This is a genomic window from Ornithinibacillus massiliensis (assembly GCF_018310345.1).
In the GTDB taxonomy this organism is placed as follows: domain Bacteria; phylum Bacillota; class Bacilli; order Bacillales; family Amphibacillaceae; genus Ornithinibacillus; species Ornithinibacillus massiliensis.
Map to the genome: position 1 here is coordinate 581,000 of NZ_JAGXBY010000002.1, position 15,023 is coordinate 596,022.

Genomic DNA, 15,023 nt, shown 5'->3' on the forward strand with positions numbered 1-15,023 from the left:
CACCTCTACCTAACTATTTTAATAAGAACCCCTTTTCAATCATACGTTCAGCAATTTGAACGGTATTCCATGCAGCTCCTTTAAGCAGATTATCAGAAACGATCCATAAGTGGAATCCTTTATCATCATCTAAGTCCTTCCTTACACGACCAACAAATACTTCTTTTTCTCCAGCAGCACTTTGGGGTGTTGGATAGACTTGGTTAGTTGGATCGTCCTGTAAAACAATCCCATCCGCATTGTCTAATACCTTCCAAAGATCCTCCGTTCGTAACCCTTCTTTCTCTACCTCAATATATACACTTTCAGCATGAGAGGTGAAAAATGGTAGGCGAACACAAGTTGCTGTAACTTTCAGTTCAGGTGCATGCAATATTTTTCTCGTTTCATTAATCATCTTCATCTCTTCAAACGTATAACCATTATCCTGGAATACATCGATTTGAGGCAGTGCATTAAAGGCAATTGGGTAATGGTTACGATCGCCATTTACTGGTAATATTTTTGGTGTAACCTCTTCATTATTCAAAAATCCCTCTGTTTGTCTTCTTAGTTCATCTACAGCCTGGTTTCCTGCTCCAGAAACAGCTTGGTAGGTAGATACGATAACTTTCTTCAAACCAAAAGCTTCTTTTAACGGCTTTAAAGCCGCTACCATTTGGATTGTCGAACAATTCGGATTGGCAATAATACCTTTATGCAATGCCAAATCCTCCTCATTTACTTCTGGTACAACTAGTGGTACTTCCTCATCCATCCGATAGGCACTTGTATTATCAACTACTACAGCACCACGTTTCACTGCCTCTGGTGCAAACTGCTTAGACACTGATCCACCAGCTGAAAATAAAGCAATATCTATATCGTTAAAACTTTCGTTCGTTGTTTCTTCTACCGTATATTCTTGCTCTTTGAACATAATCTTTGTTCCTTGAGAACGCTTTGAGGAGAGAAGCTTTAGTTCATTAATTGGAAAATTTCTTTCCTCTAGTAATTTCACTATGTTTTGACCAACAGCCCCTGTTGCTCCAACTACTGCTACATTATAAGTTTCTTTTGTCATGATGATAACCCCTTCCCCCAGAAGAATAAAAATTATTAAATACTATCTGAATCTTAACTATACATTCTATCACAATTTATTCCGAAAATGGTACTAATATCGGTTGTAATTGCTTACCTTCCAAAGCTAAAGAAACTGTATCAGATAATAACTCCATGTTAGCAACTAGTGAATTAGGCTTTTTGTATGGATCGTCTTGGCCATAGGGAACAAAATAAATATACTTACTTGCCATTAAACGCATTAAATTAACACCATTTAGACCTAAAGCATCATTCGTAGATATTCCTAGTACGACTGGAGCTCCGTTTCGCATGGTCGCTTTTGCAGCCATAAGTGGCGGAGAATCGGTTTGCGCATTGGCAAACTTACTCATAGAATTACCGGTTAAAGGAGCAATTACCATACAATCAAGTGGATTTTGAGGACCGAGTGGCTCCGCTTCTGGCATCGTAGAAATTACTTTCTTCCCAGTAATGGATTCGATTCGTTCAATATGATCCTTTGCTTTACCAAATTTCGTATCAACATTCATTACCGTATAAGTAACAACTGGAACAACCTCCGCTCCTAATTCCACTAGTCGTTCCATAGGACCAAATACTGCCTCATATGTGCAATGTGAACCTGTCACACCAAACCCAATTCTTTTCCCTTTTAAATCCATCATAATAACTCCTTTTCCTTTGTTAATATTTGAATGATGACATCTGCTAGTATTTTACCAGCAGTCTTAGGGGCTACTATACTAGGCAAACTTCTTGCTAGCATTGCTTCAATACCTCGTTGCTTTGCATAATCAAAATCTGTACCACCAGGCTTTGAAGCTAAGTCTATAATGACTGCGCTTGCTGGCAAATTTTGAATGGCATCCTTGTTTATTACCTTAGCTGGTATCGTATTAATCAAAAGATCACATTCACTAGTATAAGAAGACAATTTATTTAAGGCGATTGGGGTTAGACCCATTTCTGTAATTCTCGCTAAATCCGTTGAATTTCTAGTTGCTACCGAAACTTTTGCACCAAGCGCTGCAAATTTATTGGCAACCGTATTCCCTACCCTACCAAAGCCAGCAACAATTACTCTAGATGAATGAATGGTATAGTCCGTATTCTCAATAGCCATCATGATTGCACCTTCAGCTGTTGGGATTGAATTGTAAATTGCCACATCGTCCCGGTCCAGTAGAGGGATTAATGTTTTATTGGAATGCCCCACTAATTCTGTCAAATGATTGGTAGTTATTCCGGTGAAAATAACCGCACTCTCTTTCAGTCGATCAAGCCACTCCTTTGTAATATAGATATCTTGATCAGAAAAGACCGTCTCTACCTTGCCCCCTTCATCTGCACCGGTAATAGGTAATATAATAATATCTATATTTTCAACATCTAACTCATTAAAATCTTTTTGATTTAATCCTGTAAATCCTTGTTCTAATTTGTCGTAGCCTACTAGAACTAACTCTATATTTTCAATAGCTTGCAGTTGTCTAATTAGCTCTAAATATCTAGCATCTCCACCTATAACAGCTATGAATTGTTTCATTACCTAGAACACCCTCCAACCTCAAAATAAAAAGTCATCGATAAAAGCCAATATCTCCATATCAAGTTAAAGCATTTTTCTTTATAGCTTATGATTTTATAGGCGGATAGTGAATGCTAGTTATGAAAAGGGACAAAAAAAGGCTAGTATCTCTGTATCGATACTAGCCGTCATAACGCTATTCTGCTTCAATCATAATCATATCCTCGCCAATCTTTTTTATCGAATTCCAATGAATTTTAGCAACTTCTCCTTCTTTCTTTAGACCGAACCATTTATAGTTAGGCAAAATAAACGAATGAATTTGCCCCGTATGTTCATCGATTTCCAAATCTGTCTGTCCTAATATTCCTAATCGTTTACCGTTAGTAATATTCACTATTTCCTTATTACTTATATCATTGTAGCGCACGGATTCAGCCCTCCAATTCCTCCCGTTTTTATAAGTATATGCTAAAAAAACTAGCCCTATGTTACATTCATATTCTATTCTATTCATAATACGTAAAAATTTCACCATAAGTGTGAGATTCTTCATATTATTCTATATAATATAACTAGCAAATAATGGAGGGAATGAAAAGTGTGATAACACATGATTATCGAAAAAAGTACAGGGAAACTTATCTACCAAAAACAGAACAGATTACAATTCAACAACAACCAGAATTAACCTGTGTATCGCAACGAATGATTATATCCTATAATATGGATTGGAACGGGAGACCAGAGCCGATTGACGAAAAATGGCTAGCTTTTCACTATACCTCTAAAAAGAAAAATAGTGGGCAAAGTCACCCGTTGATGACCTTACCCAATAATCCTAGTACGTTTTAAAACTTATACACAAATGAATTTGTATTGGTTAACCAATTTTCGGAGCAATGAGTGCAGTAGATGGTGCTTTACTACCAAAGGTCAACTCGATAACCTGTTTAATCGACTCATGACTAACCGAATCAATCTCTTGAATCATTTCATCCAGTGTTCGATGACGGTTTAGCAACAACTCATTCTTCCCATTTCTGCTCATTCGACTATTAGTGCTTTCCAAACTCAACATTAAGCTTCCCTTTAATTGCTCTTTACTATTTCTTAATTCCTTATCTGTTAAACCTTTTTCCATTAAGTTATCAACCGTTTGTTCAATCGTATCTTTTAACAAAGGTAATTGTTCTTTCCCAGTTCCTGCATAAATAGTAAGTAACCCATGATCTAAAAACGATGAGTGATAAGAAAATACAGAGTATGCAAGTCCACGTTTTTCTCTTACTTCCTGGAATAGTCTGGAGCTCATACTTCCTCCAAGAACATTGTTAAGAATAATAAGACTATACACATCTTCTGAATCAACCGGTAAACCATTATAACCAATACATAAATGAGCTTGTTCTGTATCTTTATGCCTTTCAATCGTATCACTTAAGAAGGTTGGTTTAGTAACCATGGACCGTTTCGCATTTGAGCTATAGTTTCCGAAATAACTTTCAACTGTAGAAATAAACGATACATCAACGTTACCCGCTACGGAAATAACGACATTTTCTGGTGTATAATGACTAGATATGTACTCTCTTAATGTATCTGGAGTAAAGGTTTTCAAGTGTTCTTCGGTTCCAAGTATTGGATAGCCTAATGGATGTTGGCCATACGATGCTCTAGCCAGTAAATCATGCACTATATCATCCGGGGTATCCTCATACATTTTGATTTCTTCATAAACAACTTTCTTCTCGCGTTCCATTTCGTCTGAATCAAACGATGAATTAAAGAACATATCTGCTAAAATTTCTAAAGCATGCTCCTTATGTGTATCCAATACTTTAGCATAAAAACATGTATATTCTTTTGATGTAAAAGCATTCACTTGACCACCTATGGAGTCAAAAGCTTCCGCTATGTCTGTTGCTGTACGTGTCTTTGTCCCTTTAAAGAACATATGCTCCAGAAAATGCGAAATTCCATTATTTATTTCATTTTCATTCCTTGAACCAGTTAACACCCACACACCAATCGTAACTGATCTTACGGAAGGTATTTTTTCTAGTACAATTCGTAGTCCATTTTTGCTAGTATGTTTTTCTATCAAGTTCGTTCCTCCTGTAACCAAGCTATCGTGTTTCTGATAATAATTTATCGATTGAACCTATTTTGTAATCCCTCGCCTTAATCTCTGTAATTAAGGAAGGTAATCCCTTCGCAACCGAGGCTGTTGGATGCATTAAAATCGTTGCACCAGGATGAAGTTTTCCAATTACACGATTCATCATAACATCTACTGTTGGATTCTTCCAATCAATCGTATCCACACTCCAAAGGATCGTATTCATATGTAATTCATCAGCAACTTTTACTACCTCGTCTGAATAGCTACCACTTGGTGGGGCAAACCATTTTGGATCTTCGCCTGTAATAGCATGGAGTACTTCATTTGTATCTTTGATTTGCTTTTCTATTTCAGCTCTCCCTAATCTTGCCATATCAGGATGGTTATAGGCATGATTACCAATAGTATGCCCTTGTTCCTTAATCATTTTCACGTATTCTACATTCTCTTTAGCCCATTTTCCTTCTATGAAAAAGGTGGCTTTAACCTTTTGTTCCTTTAAGGTGTTTAATATGTCCGGAATGTACTCTGTTCCCCATGAAACGTTAATTAGAAAAGAAACCATCTGCTTATCAGGATGTCCACGGTATATTGGGGCTGGCCCTAAATCGTTTAACGAAACCTTTGGTGGTATTGGTTGATAAACTAGTAAATCTTCATCAAATTCTCCAGCTTTTTTCATGCGTTCGTATGATGCAGCGATATCCACTTGACGACCATTTCTGCCTGGTATTTTCTTCCACACTCTATCTATATAGGCATCTTCCGGCTCCTCATTATATCGCTCACTTTTCTCCTCAATTTCTTGATATAGTGGATCTTCTCCTTTTGCTACTTCTACTGGAGAGAAAGTGGCCTGACTTTCCACTTGAAACGGATTATGTTCTATATTAAACGATACCATTACGATTATGACAAAAACAATGACATGTATATAATTTCGATAGTTATACATTAACATCACTCCTCCCTTTCATATATATGAAGGAGGAGGACAAGATATGAAATCTAGACATGAAAAAAGAAACTGGATTTCCAGCTTCTCTTCTTTGTCTTTATAATGTTGATTTTTCAGCTTTCTCTTTTTGTTCCTTTAATACAGCTTTACGAGAAAGATTTACTCTTCCTTGCTGATCAATTTCTTTTACTTTTACCATAATTTGGTCACCAATTTTCACTACATCTTCCACTTTGTTCGTTCTTTCCTCAGCCAATTCGGAGATGTGTACTAATCCATCTTTGCCTTTAAAGATTTCTACAAATGCTCCAAATTTTTCAATGCGTTTCACGGTCCCTAAATAAACTTGACCTATTTCCACTTCTCGAACGATATCTTCAATAATCTGTTTAGCTTTTTCATTCATAGCTGAATCAGTAGAAGAAATAAACACACTACCATCCTGCTCAATATCAATTTTTACACCAGTTTCCTCAATGATTTTATTGATTTGTTTCCCACTTGGACCAATAACATCACGGATTTTGTCTGGATTAATAGACATCGTTAAAATCTTAGGAGCATATTGTGATAATTCGTTCTTAGGTTCACTGATTGTTTGCATCATCGAATCTAAGATCTGCATACGACCTTTCTTCGCTTGTGTTAATGCTTCTTCTAGAATTTCTTTCGATAAACCATCGATTTTAATATCCATTTGAAGCGCTGTAACACCCTTTTCCGTTCCAGCAACCTTGAAATCCATATCTCCTAGCGCATCTTCCATCCCTTGGATATCGGTAAGAATCGTATAATCATCACCTGATTTAACAAGGCCCATTGCAATACCGGCAACTGGGGCTTTAATCGGAACACCAGCATCCATCATTGCCAACGTACTTGCGCAAATACTAGCCTGTGAAGTTGAACCATTGGATTCTAATACTTCTGATACTAAGCGAATCGTATATGGAAAGTCTTTTTCGGATGGAACAACTTTTTCAAGTGCCCTTTCACCTAATGCACCATGGCCAATTTCACGACGACCAGGCCCACGCATTGGTCCTGTTTCCCCTACACTGTATTGTGGGAAGTTATAATGATGCATGAATCGTTTAGACTCTTCTAGATCTAACCCATCTAAGATTTGAACATCTCCTAGAGCACCTAGAGTACATACACTTAAAGCTTGGGTCTGTCCACGAGTAAATAATCCTGAACCATGTGCACGTGGTAGGACACTAACACGTGATGATAATGGACGAATTTCATCTACTTTACGGCCATCTGGACGAATTTTCTCTTTTGTAATTAAGCGACGTACTTCTTCTTTCACCATTTTATCTAAAATAGCGCTAACTTGTGAGATAACATCCGCTTCTTCTTCTTCGTATCGTGCCAATACCTCTTTTTTCACTTCACTAATAGCATCTTCTCTAGCATGCTTTTCTTTCACCTGAATAGCAGCAAGTAACTTATCCTTTGCTTCTGATTCAACTTTCTCTAGTAGAGCACTATCATATTCAAATAATATTACTTCAGACTTTTCTGGTTGGATAGCTTGTACAATTTCTTCTTGGAAAGCAACTAAACGTTTAATTTCCTCATGCCCAAACATAATGGCTTCCAACATGACTTCTTCTGGTACTTCATTTGCACCTGCTTCCACCATATTGATAGCATCCTTTGTACCAGCGACTGTTAATTCAATATCACTCTTCGCCTCTTGTTCAATTGTCGGATTAATAATGAATTCCCCATCCACACGTCCAACATGAACCCCTGCAATCGGCTGTTCAAATGGGATATTGGAAATGGAAAGTGCAATAGAAGCCCCAATCATCGCAGCAATTTCCGTAGAGCAATCTTGATCTACACTCATGACAGTACTAATTACTTGTACTTCATTACGATATCCATCTGGAAATAGCGGACGAATCGGTCTGTCAATCAATCTTGATGCTAATATTGCTTTCTCACTAGGTCTACCTTCTCTTTTAATAAAGCCACCTGGGATTTTACCTACTGCATATAGTCGTTCTTCATAATTAACTGTTAACGGGAAGAATGGTAAATCCTTCGGTTCTTTCGATGCGGTTGCAACGGCGAGTACTGATGAATCACCATATTGCACCATACAAGCACCATTTGCTTGCTTTGCTAATTCTCCGATTTCAACAACGAACGGTTTACCGGCGATTTCTGTGGAGAATACTTGTTTATCTTCTGCCATTATTTATAGTACTCCTTTCATAAAAACACTTCTATTCTTATATTTTATACTTAATAAACAGGAATGTAAATTTCGTCTATGTATGAACGTAGAAAAAAAGCAGGATTACTCCTGCTTTTTACATTATCTACGTAAGCCAAGCTTTTTAATTAGTTCACGATAACGTGTAACGTCTTTATTACGTAAGTAGTTTAGTAAGTTACGACGCTTACCAACCATTTTTAAAAGACCACGACGTGAATGATGATCTTTTTTATGAATTCTTAAGTGATCATTTAATGTATTGATTTCCTCAGTTAGTACAGCAATTTGTACTTCTGGAGAACCAGTATCATTTTCATGCACTTTGTATTCATTAATGATTTCATTCTTACGTTCTTTTGTAATAGCCATGTTAGGCCACCTCCTAATTTCATTGATATCCCCTGTCCCCTAGCAAACGTCGGAGTTTCGATTTGCCAAGCGAAGGTTTTAACTGTTATAGCTTACAACTTTTTGAGCAAAAAAGCAAGGGATTAATAGAAACAATCCTATCTTTTACTTAAATTTGTTTAGATAAATAGGTTCGGATTAATTGTTCATCCTGTTTCATTTGCTCTATTAATTCTTCTACTTGATTAAATTTTTCCTCATTACGAAAGAACTTATACCACTCAATGACAATTTCTTTACCATATAAATCATCGTGAAAATCTAAAATGTTCACTTCAAGTGAGAGGTCAGTACGATTTTCTGTAAAAGTAGGGTTTATTCCAAGACTAGCCATCCCATTAAATCGTGTTCCGTTAATCATCACACCTACCGCATAAATTCCCGGCTTCGGTAGTAATGCCTCTTCGGAATAGTTTATATTAGCAGTTGGAAAACCAATTTCCCTTCCGCGTTTATCCCCTTCAATTACGGTACCACTCGTTACAAGTGGTCTTCCTAACAATTCCGTTACTTTCTCTACTTCACCATCTGCTAATAAACTTCTAATCCTTGTAGAACTTACCTTTTCATTATCGATGGAAACTTGATCAATGATTGTATAACCAAACTTACCGCGAGAATACATCTCAATATTATCCATATTCCCTTTTCCTTTATGGCCATATGTAAAATCAAATCCAGCAACTACATGTTTAATATGTAATCCGATAATAAAATGATCGATAAATTCTTGCGGTGATAACGATGATAATTGTTTATTAAAAGTCACGATATATAATCGATCAACCCCAAGGCGCTCTAAAACCTCTTGTTTTTCATTAAGCGGGGTAATGTACTTTACATCATGGTTATTTTTCAAAACAACAGAAGGATGTGGATAGAACGTAATGACTGCACTTTCCATATGTTTCTCTTCTGCTTTAGATACTGCTTGTCTAATTACTGTTTGGTGACCTTTATGGATACCATCAAAGAACCCTAAAGCAACAACCGTCTCTGGCAATTCATCTGCTGTCATCGAATGGGGATAGGTTAATTCAATTGTTTTCATGTTTTCACCTGCACTTCCGTTATTCGTTAAATACACGAATTGGCTTAATCTCATCTTCCTTTTCAGGATGTATCGTGTAGATTGCTAATAATTCTTCACCATACATTACTTTAAAAGGATTCGTTTGCAACACTTGATCTGGTCTTCTGAGTTTCTGGCCATTCAATACTTTTCGCTTTACATTATCATCTACATAATACGTATCCAGATGGGTTAAACCTCTAGTAATTGGTAAAAGTAGTTCTTGTCCTTTTCCTACTAAGCATGCATTTTCGATGGTATCAAAATCTACTGTGTCACATTTTTTAATATCACCGGTTTCTTCCCGTACTAGCTGCGACATATGTGCTGGATAGCCAAGTTTTTTTCCTATGTCGACACATAAGGTCCGGATATACGTCCCTTTCGAACATGTCACTTGGAAACGAATGACTTCATCATCAGTTGGAAGATAAGTGATCTCATGTATCGTCACCTTTCTTACAGGACGCTGCACCTCTTGATTAGCACGTGCATACTCATATAATTTCTTCCCTCCAACCTTTACAGCTGAATACATCGGAGGAACTTGTAAGATTTCTCCCTTAAAAGATTGTAACACGTTTTTAATTTCCTGTTTAGAAGGAAATTGTTCTACGCTTACTTTTTCGATTATTTTTCCATGTGCATCTTCTGTTTCCGTTGCCATACCTAACGTAAGCTCTGCTACGTATACTTTTGTTGTATCGGTAAGAAATTGGACGATTTTAGTTGCTTGACCTATACATATTGGTAAGACACCTTCTACCTCCGGGTCAAGTGTTCCCGTATGACCAACTTTTTTTGTTTTAAATAATTTCCTGACTTTCATCACACAATCATGTGAGGTGAAACCTTTTGGCTTCCAAAGTGGTAAAATGCCATCCATTCCATTATAACCCCCAAAGGTCTATACTTTAAGCTATTTCAAATATTCTTATGTAAAAAAGGGAATGAGACAATGGGTTTATGCTAAAATCCAAGCATTGTATCGCTTCGCTGAAACGCTACTTAAACCTCACTTTCCCCAAATCTCTAACCCTTTTCCGAATAAAAATCTGACCCAAAAGAGCCAGATTTTTTATCCGAGACATATTAACTTATTGCTTATTTATATCACGTAATATCGTTTCAATACGATTTCCGTATTCAAGTGCTTCATCAAATTCAAAGGTAATTTCAGGTGTTTTTCTTAAACGAATTCGATTCCCAATTTCTGAGCGGATAAATCCTTTCGCCTTTGCAAGGCCAAGTAATGTATCCTGTTTCTTAGCATCATCACCAAGAACAGAAATATATACAGTTGCTTGTTGCAAGTCACCTGTTACTTCAACATCAGTCACTGTTACAAAACCAACACGGGGATCTTTAATTTTTCTAGTTAAGATTTCACCAAGTTCTTTTTTCATTTGCTCTGCAACTCGATTAGCTCGTAAATTACTCATAGTAATCACCTCTTTACTTAAACACATGTATTCCCGATTGCTTATACGACTTCCATCGTAGTAATCGTTCTTTCCAATTCGGAATACGTATCGATAACTCGAAGTACTTCCTGCATTATTTGCTCACCATGATTACGCTCATTGGTTATCGTAACAACACCAAGCTTTGTTCGTTGCCATAGATCATGATAATCAAGCTCTGTTACTGCGACATTGAAATCATTCCGCAACTTAGCCAGTATCCTTTTGATAACTGAACGTTTATCCTTTAATGAGTGACCATCATACATCATGCATTCTACTTCAAGATAGAAGATCATTTTCGCTCAATTTCCTCCATGACAAATGCCTCAATAATGTCGCCTTCTTTAATGTCGTTATAATTTTTGATCGTTATACCACACTCATAGTTTTGTGCGACTTCTTTCACATCATCTTTAAAGCGTTTCAATGTATCGATTTCACCTTCGAATATAACGACACCATTACGGATTAAACGAATACCAGCATCACGTGTAAGTTTTCCATCCGTTACATAACCACCGGCAATTGTTCCAACTTTAGAAACTTTGAATGTTTCACGTACTTCTGCTTGCCCGATAACTTTTTCTTCAAATTCAGGATCAAGTAACCCTTTCATTGCTGATTCAATTTCTTCAATAACTTTATAAATAATTCGGTGAAGACGAATATCCACTTTTTCATTCTCAGCAGTGCTCTTAGCATTTGCATCTGGACGAACATTAAAGCCGATTACAATGGCATTAGAAGCAGAGGCTAAAATAATATCTGATTCTGTAATAGCACCTACACCCGTATGGATAATCTTAATTTTAACACCTTCTACTTCAATCTTTTGAAGTGAAGAAGCTAGTGCCTCAACAGACCCTTGAACATCCGCCTTAATAATGACATTGATTTCTTTCATTTCACCTTGCTTAATTTGCTCAAAAAGGTCATCCAAGCTAACCTTATTTGTTTCAGAGCGATTTTCTTGGATTTGTTTTTGTTGACGAGCTTCACCGATTTGACGGGCGGTTTTTTCGTCATCAAATACAAGGAATTGGTCTCCTGCTTGTGGTACATCATTTAATCCCGTAATCTCTACCGGAGTAGATGGACCTGCTTCTTTTACACGTTGACCAAGATCGTTGACCATTGCACGGACACGACCAAATGTATTACCTACAACGATCGGATCACCTACGTGTAATGTTCCATTTTGTACTAATAGTGTTGCTACTGAACCTCGACCTTTATCAAGCTGTGCTTCAATTACTGTACCAGTTGCATTACGTGTAGGGTTCGCTTTTAGTTCTTCAACTTCTGATACAAGGATAATCATTTCTAGAAGATCGTCAATGCCTTCCCCTTTAAGCGCTGATAGTGGAACGAAAATTGTATCCCCGCCCCAATCTTCAGGAACTAATTCATATTCTGTTAATTCCTGCATAACGCGGTCTGGGTTTGCTGCTTCTTTATCCATTTTGTTCACAGCAATAATAATCGGAACTTCTGCTGCCTTAGCATGGTTAATAGCTTCAACTGTTTGTGGCATGACACCATCATCTGCAGCCACTACGATAATCGCGATATCTGTTACTTGCGCTCCACGTGAACGCATACTTGTGAATGCAGCATGTCCTGGTGTATCAAGGAAAGTGATTTTTTTGCCATCTTTTTTAATTTGGTAAGCACCAATATGCTGTGTAATACCACCAGCTTCTCCAGCAGTAACCTTCGTATTACGAATAGAGTCAAGTAATGTTGTTTTACCATGGTCAACGTGACCCATTATCGTCACAACTGCAGGTCTCTCTACTAAAGCAGATTCATCATCTTCTTCCATGTATTTATCTAGGTCCGTATCTTCTAAAATAATTTCTTTTTCTACCTCAACATCATACTCTGCGCAGATTAACTCGATAGCATCGTCATCAAGGTCTTGGTTTTTTGTTGCCATTACACCAAGGAACATTAGCTTCTTGATTATTTCCGAAGCTTCCTTATTTAGCTTATCGGCTAGCTCACTAACCGTAAGTGTTCCAGAATACTTAATTTCTTTCGGTGTTTCCTTAACAGCAGGCTGCTCTACAAACTGCTTATTCTGCTGTTTGTTCTTTTTATTCTTTGGTCCTTTATTCTGCTGTTTATTATGGTTAGGTTTTGATTTATTATGGTTCATTTGTTTTTTATTATGTTGTTCTTGTTTGTTACTATTCGGTTTTGAATTCAAATTAGTCCCTTTTTCTTTCTTCGTTTCCTGGTCATTTGACTTCTTCTCAGGACTTGATTGTTTTTCTGAAGGATTACTTTGATTTTTCGAGAACTTTTGATCTAGTTTTGCAATCGTGTCACTTTCAATCGTAGACATGTGATTGGAAACTTCAATATTATTCTCTTTTAAAAAGTTTATAACATCCTTGCTTGTAACATTTTGCTGTTTTGCATATTCATATACACGCATTTTACGCATACGTTCACCCCCGAATTTATTTACCCGAGTAGAGATTCTAGTTTATTTGCAAAACCGTCATCTAATATTGCAATAGCTACTCTATGGGATTTTCCGATAGCATTTGATAATGTTTCTCGATCATCGGATACAATCACATATGGAACGCCATATGTGTGACATTTATCTGTCAGTTTTTTACGTGTTTGGGGACCTACATCATTTGCTATAAGTACTAATTTCGCTCTAGTTTTTTGTATGTCTTTAACAATCGTTTCTTCCCCTGTAGAACATTTACCGGCTCGAAATGCTATCCCAATAATATTTAAATAATTACTTTTCATGATTATCACTAATAGATGCTCTTAGTTCTTCATAGATGGATTCATCTATTTGTACATTTAAATGCTTACTAAGTACACCTGTCTTCTCTGCCTTATTAATTACTTCTAGGTCTTTTGTTAAATAGGCTCCTCTACCATTTTTCTTTCCGGTAGCATCTACAAAGACCTCTCCATCTTTATTCCGAACAACACGGATTAACTCTTTTTTTGGCTTCATTTCATTTGTTACTACACATTTACGCTCTGGAGTTTTTCGTTTTGCTACCATATATTTCTCTCCCCTATTCGAATAAATCCTCTTCGACAGCTGCGTAATCTGTATCGTTTTGCTCTGTTAACAGGCCTTCTTCACGAGCTTCTGTTTCACTCTTAATATCAATCTTCCAACCGGTTAGCTTAGCTGCAAGCCTTGCGTTTTGACCGCGTTTTCCAATTGCAAGTGATAACTGATAGTCAGGTACAATGACAGTAGTAGATTTTTCTTCTTCATTGACTAGTACTTCAATGACTTTAGAAGGGCTTAGTGCATTTGAAACATACACTACTGGATCTTCTGACCATTCTACTATATCAATTTTTTCCCCTTTTAATTCATTCACAATCGTTTGTACACGTTGCCCTTTTTGACCAACACAAGAACCAACCGGATCAATCTCCGGGTCCTCTGCAAATACTGCGATTTTAGAACGATCTCCCGCTTCCCTAGCCACAGATTTGATTTCAACAATTCCATCATAAATTTCAGGAACTTCCATTTCAAATAAGCGTTTCAGTAAACCTGGATGTGACCTAGAAATAAATATTTGCGGTCCTTTACTAGTGTTTTCAACTTTTGTTACGAACACTTTTAAGCGATCATGAACCTGGTATTCTTCCGTTGGCATTTGTTCAGACTCTGGTAATTTCGCTTCAATTTTACCTAAATTCACATATACGAATCTAGGGTCAATGCGTTGAATAATACCAGTCATTACATCTTCTTCACGGTCTGAGTACTCACTGAAGATAACCCCTCGTTCAGCCTCACGAACACGTTGTGTAACTACTTGCTTAGCAGCTTGTGCAGCAATTCTACCAAAATCCTTTGGCGTCACTTCAACTTCTATAATATCTTCAATTTCGTAATTAGGATTAATTTTCTTAGCTTCCTCTAACGAAATTTCTTGTTGGTTATCCAATACTTCCTCTACAACTGTTTTTCGTGAAAACACACGCATTGTACCAGATTTTTTATCTAATTCAACACGAACATTTGTAGCGGACTTGAAATTCTTTTTATAAGCAGATATTAAAGCAGCTTCTAAAGCTTCAATTAAGATCTCCTTATCAATACCTTTTTCTTTACCTAAATTTTCAATTGCATCAAACAATTGACTACTCATTTTCT

17 protein-coding genes are annotated in these 15,023 nt (G+C 36.9%); 1 reads left to right on the forward strand and 16 read right to left on the reverse strand.

Annotation, left to right across the window (positions count from 1 at the left end; genetic code table 11):
• Positions 1-13 precede the first annotated feature (13 nt).
• The 4 genes from asd to KGF86_RS07240 form a co-directional block, all read right to left on the reverse strand.
• Positions 14-1,063 (reverse strand): aspartate-semialdehyde dehydrogenase, encoded by a 1,050-nt coding sequence (gene asd / locus KGF86_RS07225; protein ID WP_186868723.1) that lies wholly within the window; start codon positions 1,061-1,063, stop codon positions 14-16.
• A 76-nt stretch (positions 1,064-1,139) separates the two neighbouring features.
• Positions 1,140-1,730 carry a dipicolinate synthase subunit B gene (gene dpaB, locus KGF86_RS07230; protein ID WP_186868722.1) on the reverse strand — a complete coding sequence of 197 codons (591 nt, stop codon included), beginning with the start codon at positions 1,728-1,730 and terminating at the stop codon, positions 1,140-1,142.
• Positions 1,730-2,614 (reverse strand): dipicolinic acid synthetase subunit A, encoded by an 885-nt coding sequence (dpaA, locus tag KGF86_RS07235; protein ID WP_186868721.1) that lies wholly within the window; start codon positions 2,612-2,614, stop codon positions 1,730-1,732. The genes dpaB and dpaA overlap by 1 nt, the downstream gene beginning before the upstream one ends.
• 178 nt (positions 2,615-2,792) lie before the next feature.
• Positions 2,793-3,026: a YlmC/YmxH family sporulation protein gene (locus KGF86_RS07240; RefSeq protein ID WP_186868720.1), complete on the reverse strand. Its 234-nt coding sequence runs from the start codon at positions 3,024-3,026 to the stop codon at positions 2,793-2,795.
• Between the two features lie 164 nt (positions 3,027-3,190).
• Here KGF86_RS07240 and KGF86_RS07245 point away from each other — a divergent pair, with 164 nt between their 5' ends.
• The gene (locus tag KGF86_RS07245) at positions 3,191-3,451 is read left to right on the forward strand and encodes a hypothetical protein (protein ID WP_211741472.1); all 261 of its coding nucleotides are present in this window, start codon (positions 3,191-3,193) and stop codon (positions 3,449-3,451) included.
• Positions 3,452-3,479: 28 nt separating this feature from the next.
• Here the strand turns inward: KGF86_RS07245 and KGF86_RS07250 are convergent, their stop codons facing one another.
• The 12 genes from KGF86_RS07250 to nusA form a co-directional block, all read right to left on the reverse strand.
• Positions 3,480-4,703, reverse strand: a complete 1,224-nt coding sequence (locus KGF86_RS07250; protein ID WP_186868718.1) for a M16 family metallopeptidase — start codon at positions 4,701-4,703, stop codon at positions 3,480-3,482.
• Between the two features lie 22 nt (positions 4,704-4,725).
• Positions 4,726-5,676 (reverse strand): polysaccharide deacetylase family protein, encoded by a 951-nt coding sequence (locus KGF86_RS07255; protein ID WP_186868717.1) that lies wholly within the window; start codon positions 5,674-5,676, stop codon positions 4,726-4,728.
• A 100-nt stretch (positions 5,677-5,776) separates the two neighbouring features.
• Positions 5,777-7,891 (reverse strand): polyribonucleotide nucleotidyltransferase, encoded by a 2,115-nt coding sequence (locus KGF86_RS07260; protein WP_211741473.1) that lies wholly within the window; start codon positions 7,889-7,891, stop codon positions 5,777-5,779.
• 123 nt (positions 7,892-8,014) lie between these two features.
• Positions 8,015-8,284 carry a 30S ribosomal protein S15 gene (gene rpsO, locus KGF86_RS07265; protein WP_186868715.1) on the reverse strand — a complete coding sequence of 90 codons (270 nt, stop codon included), beginning with the start codon at positions 8,282-8,284 and terminating at the stop codon, positions 8,015-8,017.
• Between the two features lie 148 nt (positions 8,285-8,432).
• Positions 8,433-9,374 carry a bifunctional riboflavin kinase/FAD synthetase gene (locus tag KGF86_RS07270; protein WP_186868826.1) on the reverse strand — a complete coding sequence of 314 codons (942 nt, stop codon included), beginning with the start codon at positions 9,372-9,374 and terminating at the stop codon, positions 8,433-8,435.
• Between the two features lie 19 nt (positions 9,375-9,393).
• Positions 9,394-10,281, reverse strand: coding sequence for a tRNA pseudouridine(55) synthase TruB (gene truB / locus KGF86_RS07275; protein WP_211741474.1), 888 nt, complete (start codon positions 10,279-10,281; stop codon positions 9,394-9,396).
• 211 nt (positions 10,282-10,492) lie between these two features.
• Entirely contained in the window at positions 10,493-10,837 is a 345-nt protein-coding gene (gene rbfA / locus KGF86_RS07280) for a 30S ribosome-binding factor RbfA (protein ID WP_186868713.1), read from the reverse strand.
• Positions 10,838-10,878: 41 nt separating this feature from the next.
• On the reverse strand, positions 10,879-11,157 hold the full coding sequence (locus KGF86_RS07285) for a DUF503 domain-containing protein (RefSeq protein ID WP_186868712.1): 279 nt from the start codon (positions 11,155-11,157) through the stop codon (positions 10,879-10,881).
• The gene (gene infB, locus KGF86_RS07290; RefSeq protein ID WP_186868711.1) at positions 11,154-13,313 is read right to left on the reverse strand and encodes a translation initiation factor IF-2; all 2,160 of its coding nucleotides are present in this window, start codon (positions 13,311-13,313) and stop codon (positions 11,154-11,156) included. The genes KGF86_RS07285 and infB overlap by 4 nt, the downstream gene beginning before the upstream one ends.
• A 20-nt stretch (positions 13,314-13,333) precedes the next feature.
• The gene (locus KGF86_RS07295; RefSeq protein WP_186868710.1) at positions 13,334-13,636 is read right to left on the reverse strand and encodes a L7Ae/L30e/S12e/Gadd45 family ribosomal protein; all 303 of its coding nucleotides are present in this window, start codon (positions 13,634-13,636) and stop codon (positions 13,334-13,336) included.
• Positions 13,626-13,904 (reverse strand): RNase P modulator RnpM, encoded by a 279-nt coding sequence (rnpM, locus tag KGF86_RS07300; protein ID WP_186868709.1) that lies wholly within the window; start codon positions 13,902-13,904, stop codon positions 13,626-13,628. Before rnpM ends, KGF86_RS07295 begins: the two co-directional genes overlap by 11 nt.
• Positions 13,905-13,917: 13 nt before the next feature.
• Positions 13,918-15,018 carry a transcription termination factor NusA gene (gene nusA, locus KGF86_RS07305; protein WP_211741475.1) on the reverse strand — a complete coding sequence of 367 codons (1,101 nt, stop codon included), beginning with the start codon at positions 15,016-15,018 and terminating at the stop codon, positions 13,918-13,920.
• Positions 15,019-15,023 lie beyond the last annotated feature (5 nt).

What these genes read in the sequence shown, in the direction of transcription:
- dpaB (WP_186868722.1), bottom strand. Translation starts at nt 1,730, where the DNA reads ATGGATTTAAAAGGGAAAAGAATTGGGTTTGGTGTGACAGGTTCACAT.
- KGF86_RS07285 (WP_186868712.1), bottom strand. Translation starts at nt 11,157, where the DNA reads ATGATCTTCTATCTTGAAGTAGAATGCATGATGTATGATGGTCACTCA.
- nusA (WP_211741475.1), bottom strand. Translation starts at nt 15,018, where the DNA reads ATGAGTAGTCAATTGTTTGATGCAATTGAAAATTTAGGTAAAGAAAAA.
- rnpM (WP_186868709.1), bottom strand. Translation starts at nt 13,904, where the DNA reads ATGGTAGCAAAACGAAAAACTCCAGAGCGTAAATGTGTAGTAACAAAT.
- KGF86_RS07255 (WP_186868717.1), bottom strand. Translation starts at nt 5,676, where the DNA reads ATGTATAACTATCGAAATTATATACATGTCATTGTTTTTGTCATAATC.
- rpsO (WP_186868715.1), bottom strand. Translation starts at nt 8,284, where the DNA reads ATGGCTATTACAAAAGAACGTAAGAATGAAATCATTAATGAATACAAA.
- KGF86_RS07245 (WP_211741472.1), top strand. Translation starts at nt 3,191, where the DNA reads ATGAAAAGTGTGATAACACATGATTATCGAAAAAAGTACAGGGAAACT.
- truB (WP_211741474.1), bottom strand. Translation starts at nt 10,281, where the DNA reads ATGGATGGCATTTTACCACTTTGGAAGCCAAAAGGTTTCACCTCACAT.
- KGF86_RS07260 (WP_211741473.1), bottom strand. Translation starts at nt 7,891, where the DNA reads ATGGCAGAAGATAAACAAGTATTCTCCACAGAAATCGCCGGTAAACCG.
- infB (WP_186868711.1), bottom strand. Translation starts at nt 13,313, where the DNA reads ATGCGTAAAATGCGTGTATATGAATATGCAAAACAGCAAAATGTTACA.
- KGF86_RS07270 (WP_186868826.1), bottom strand. Translation starts at nt 9,374, where the DNA reads ATGAAAACAATTGAATTAACCTATCCCCATTCGATGACAGCAGATGAA.
- dpaA (WP_186868721.1), bottom strand. Translation starts at nt 2,614, where the DNA reads ATGAAACAATTCATAGCTGTTATAGGTGGAGATGCTAGATATTTAGAG.
- asd (WP_186868723.1), bottom strand. Translation starts at nt 1,063, where the DNA reads ATGACAAAAGAAACTTATAATGTAGCAGTAGTTGGAGCAACAGGGGCT.
- KGF86_RS07295 (WP_186868710.1), bottom strand. Translation starts at nt 13,636, where the DNA reads ATGAAAAGTAATTATTTAAATATTATTGGGATAGCATTTCGAGCCGGT.
- rbfA (WP_186868713.1), bottom strand. Translation starts at nt 10,837, where the DNA reads ATGAGTAATTTACGAGCTAATCGAGTTGCAGAGCAAATGAAAAAAGAA.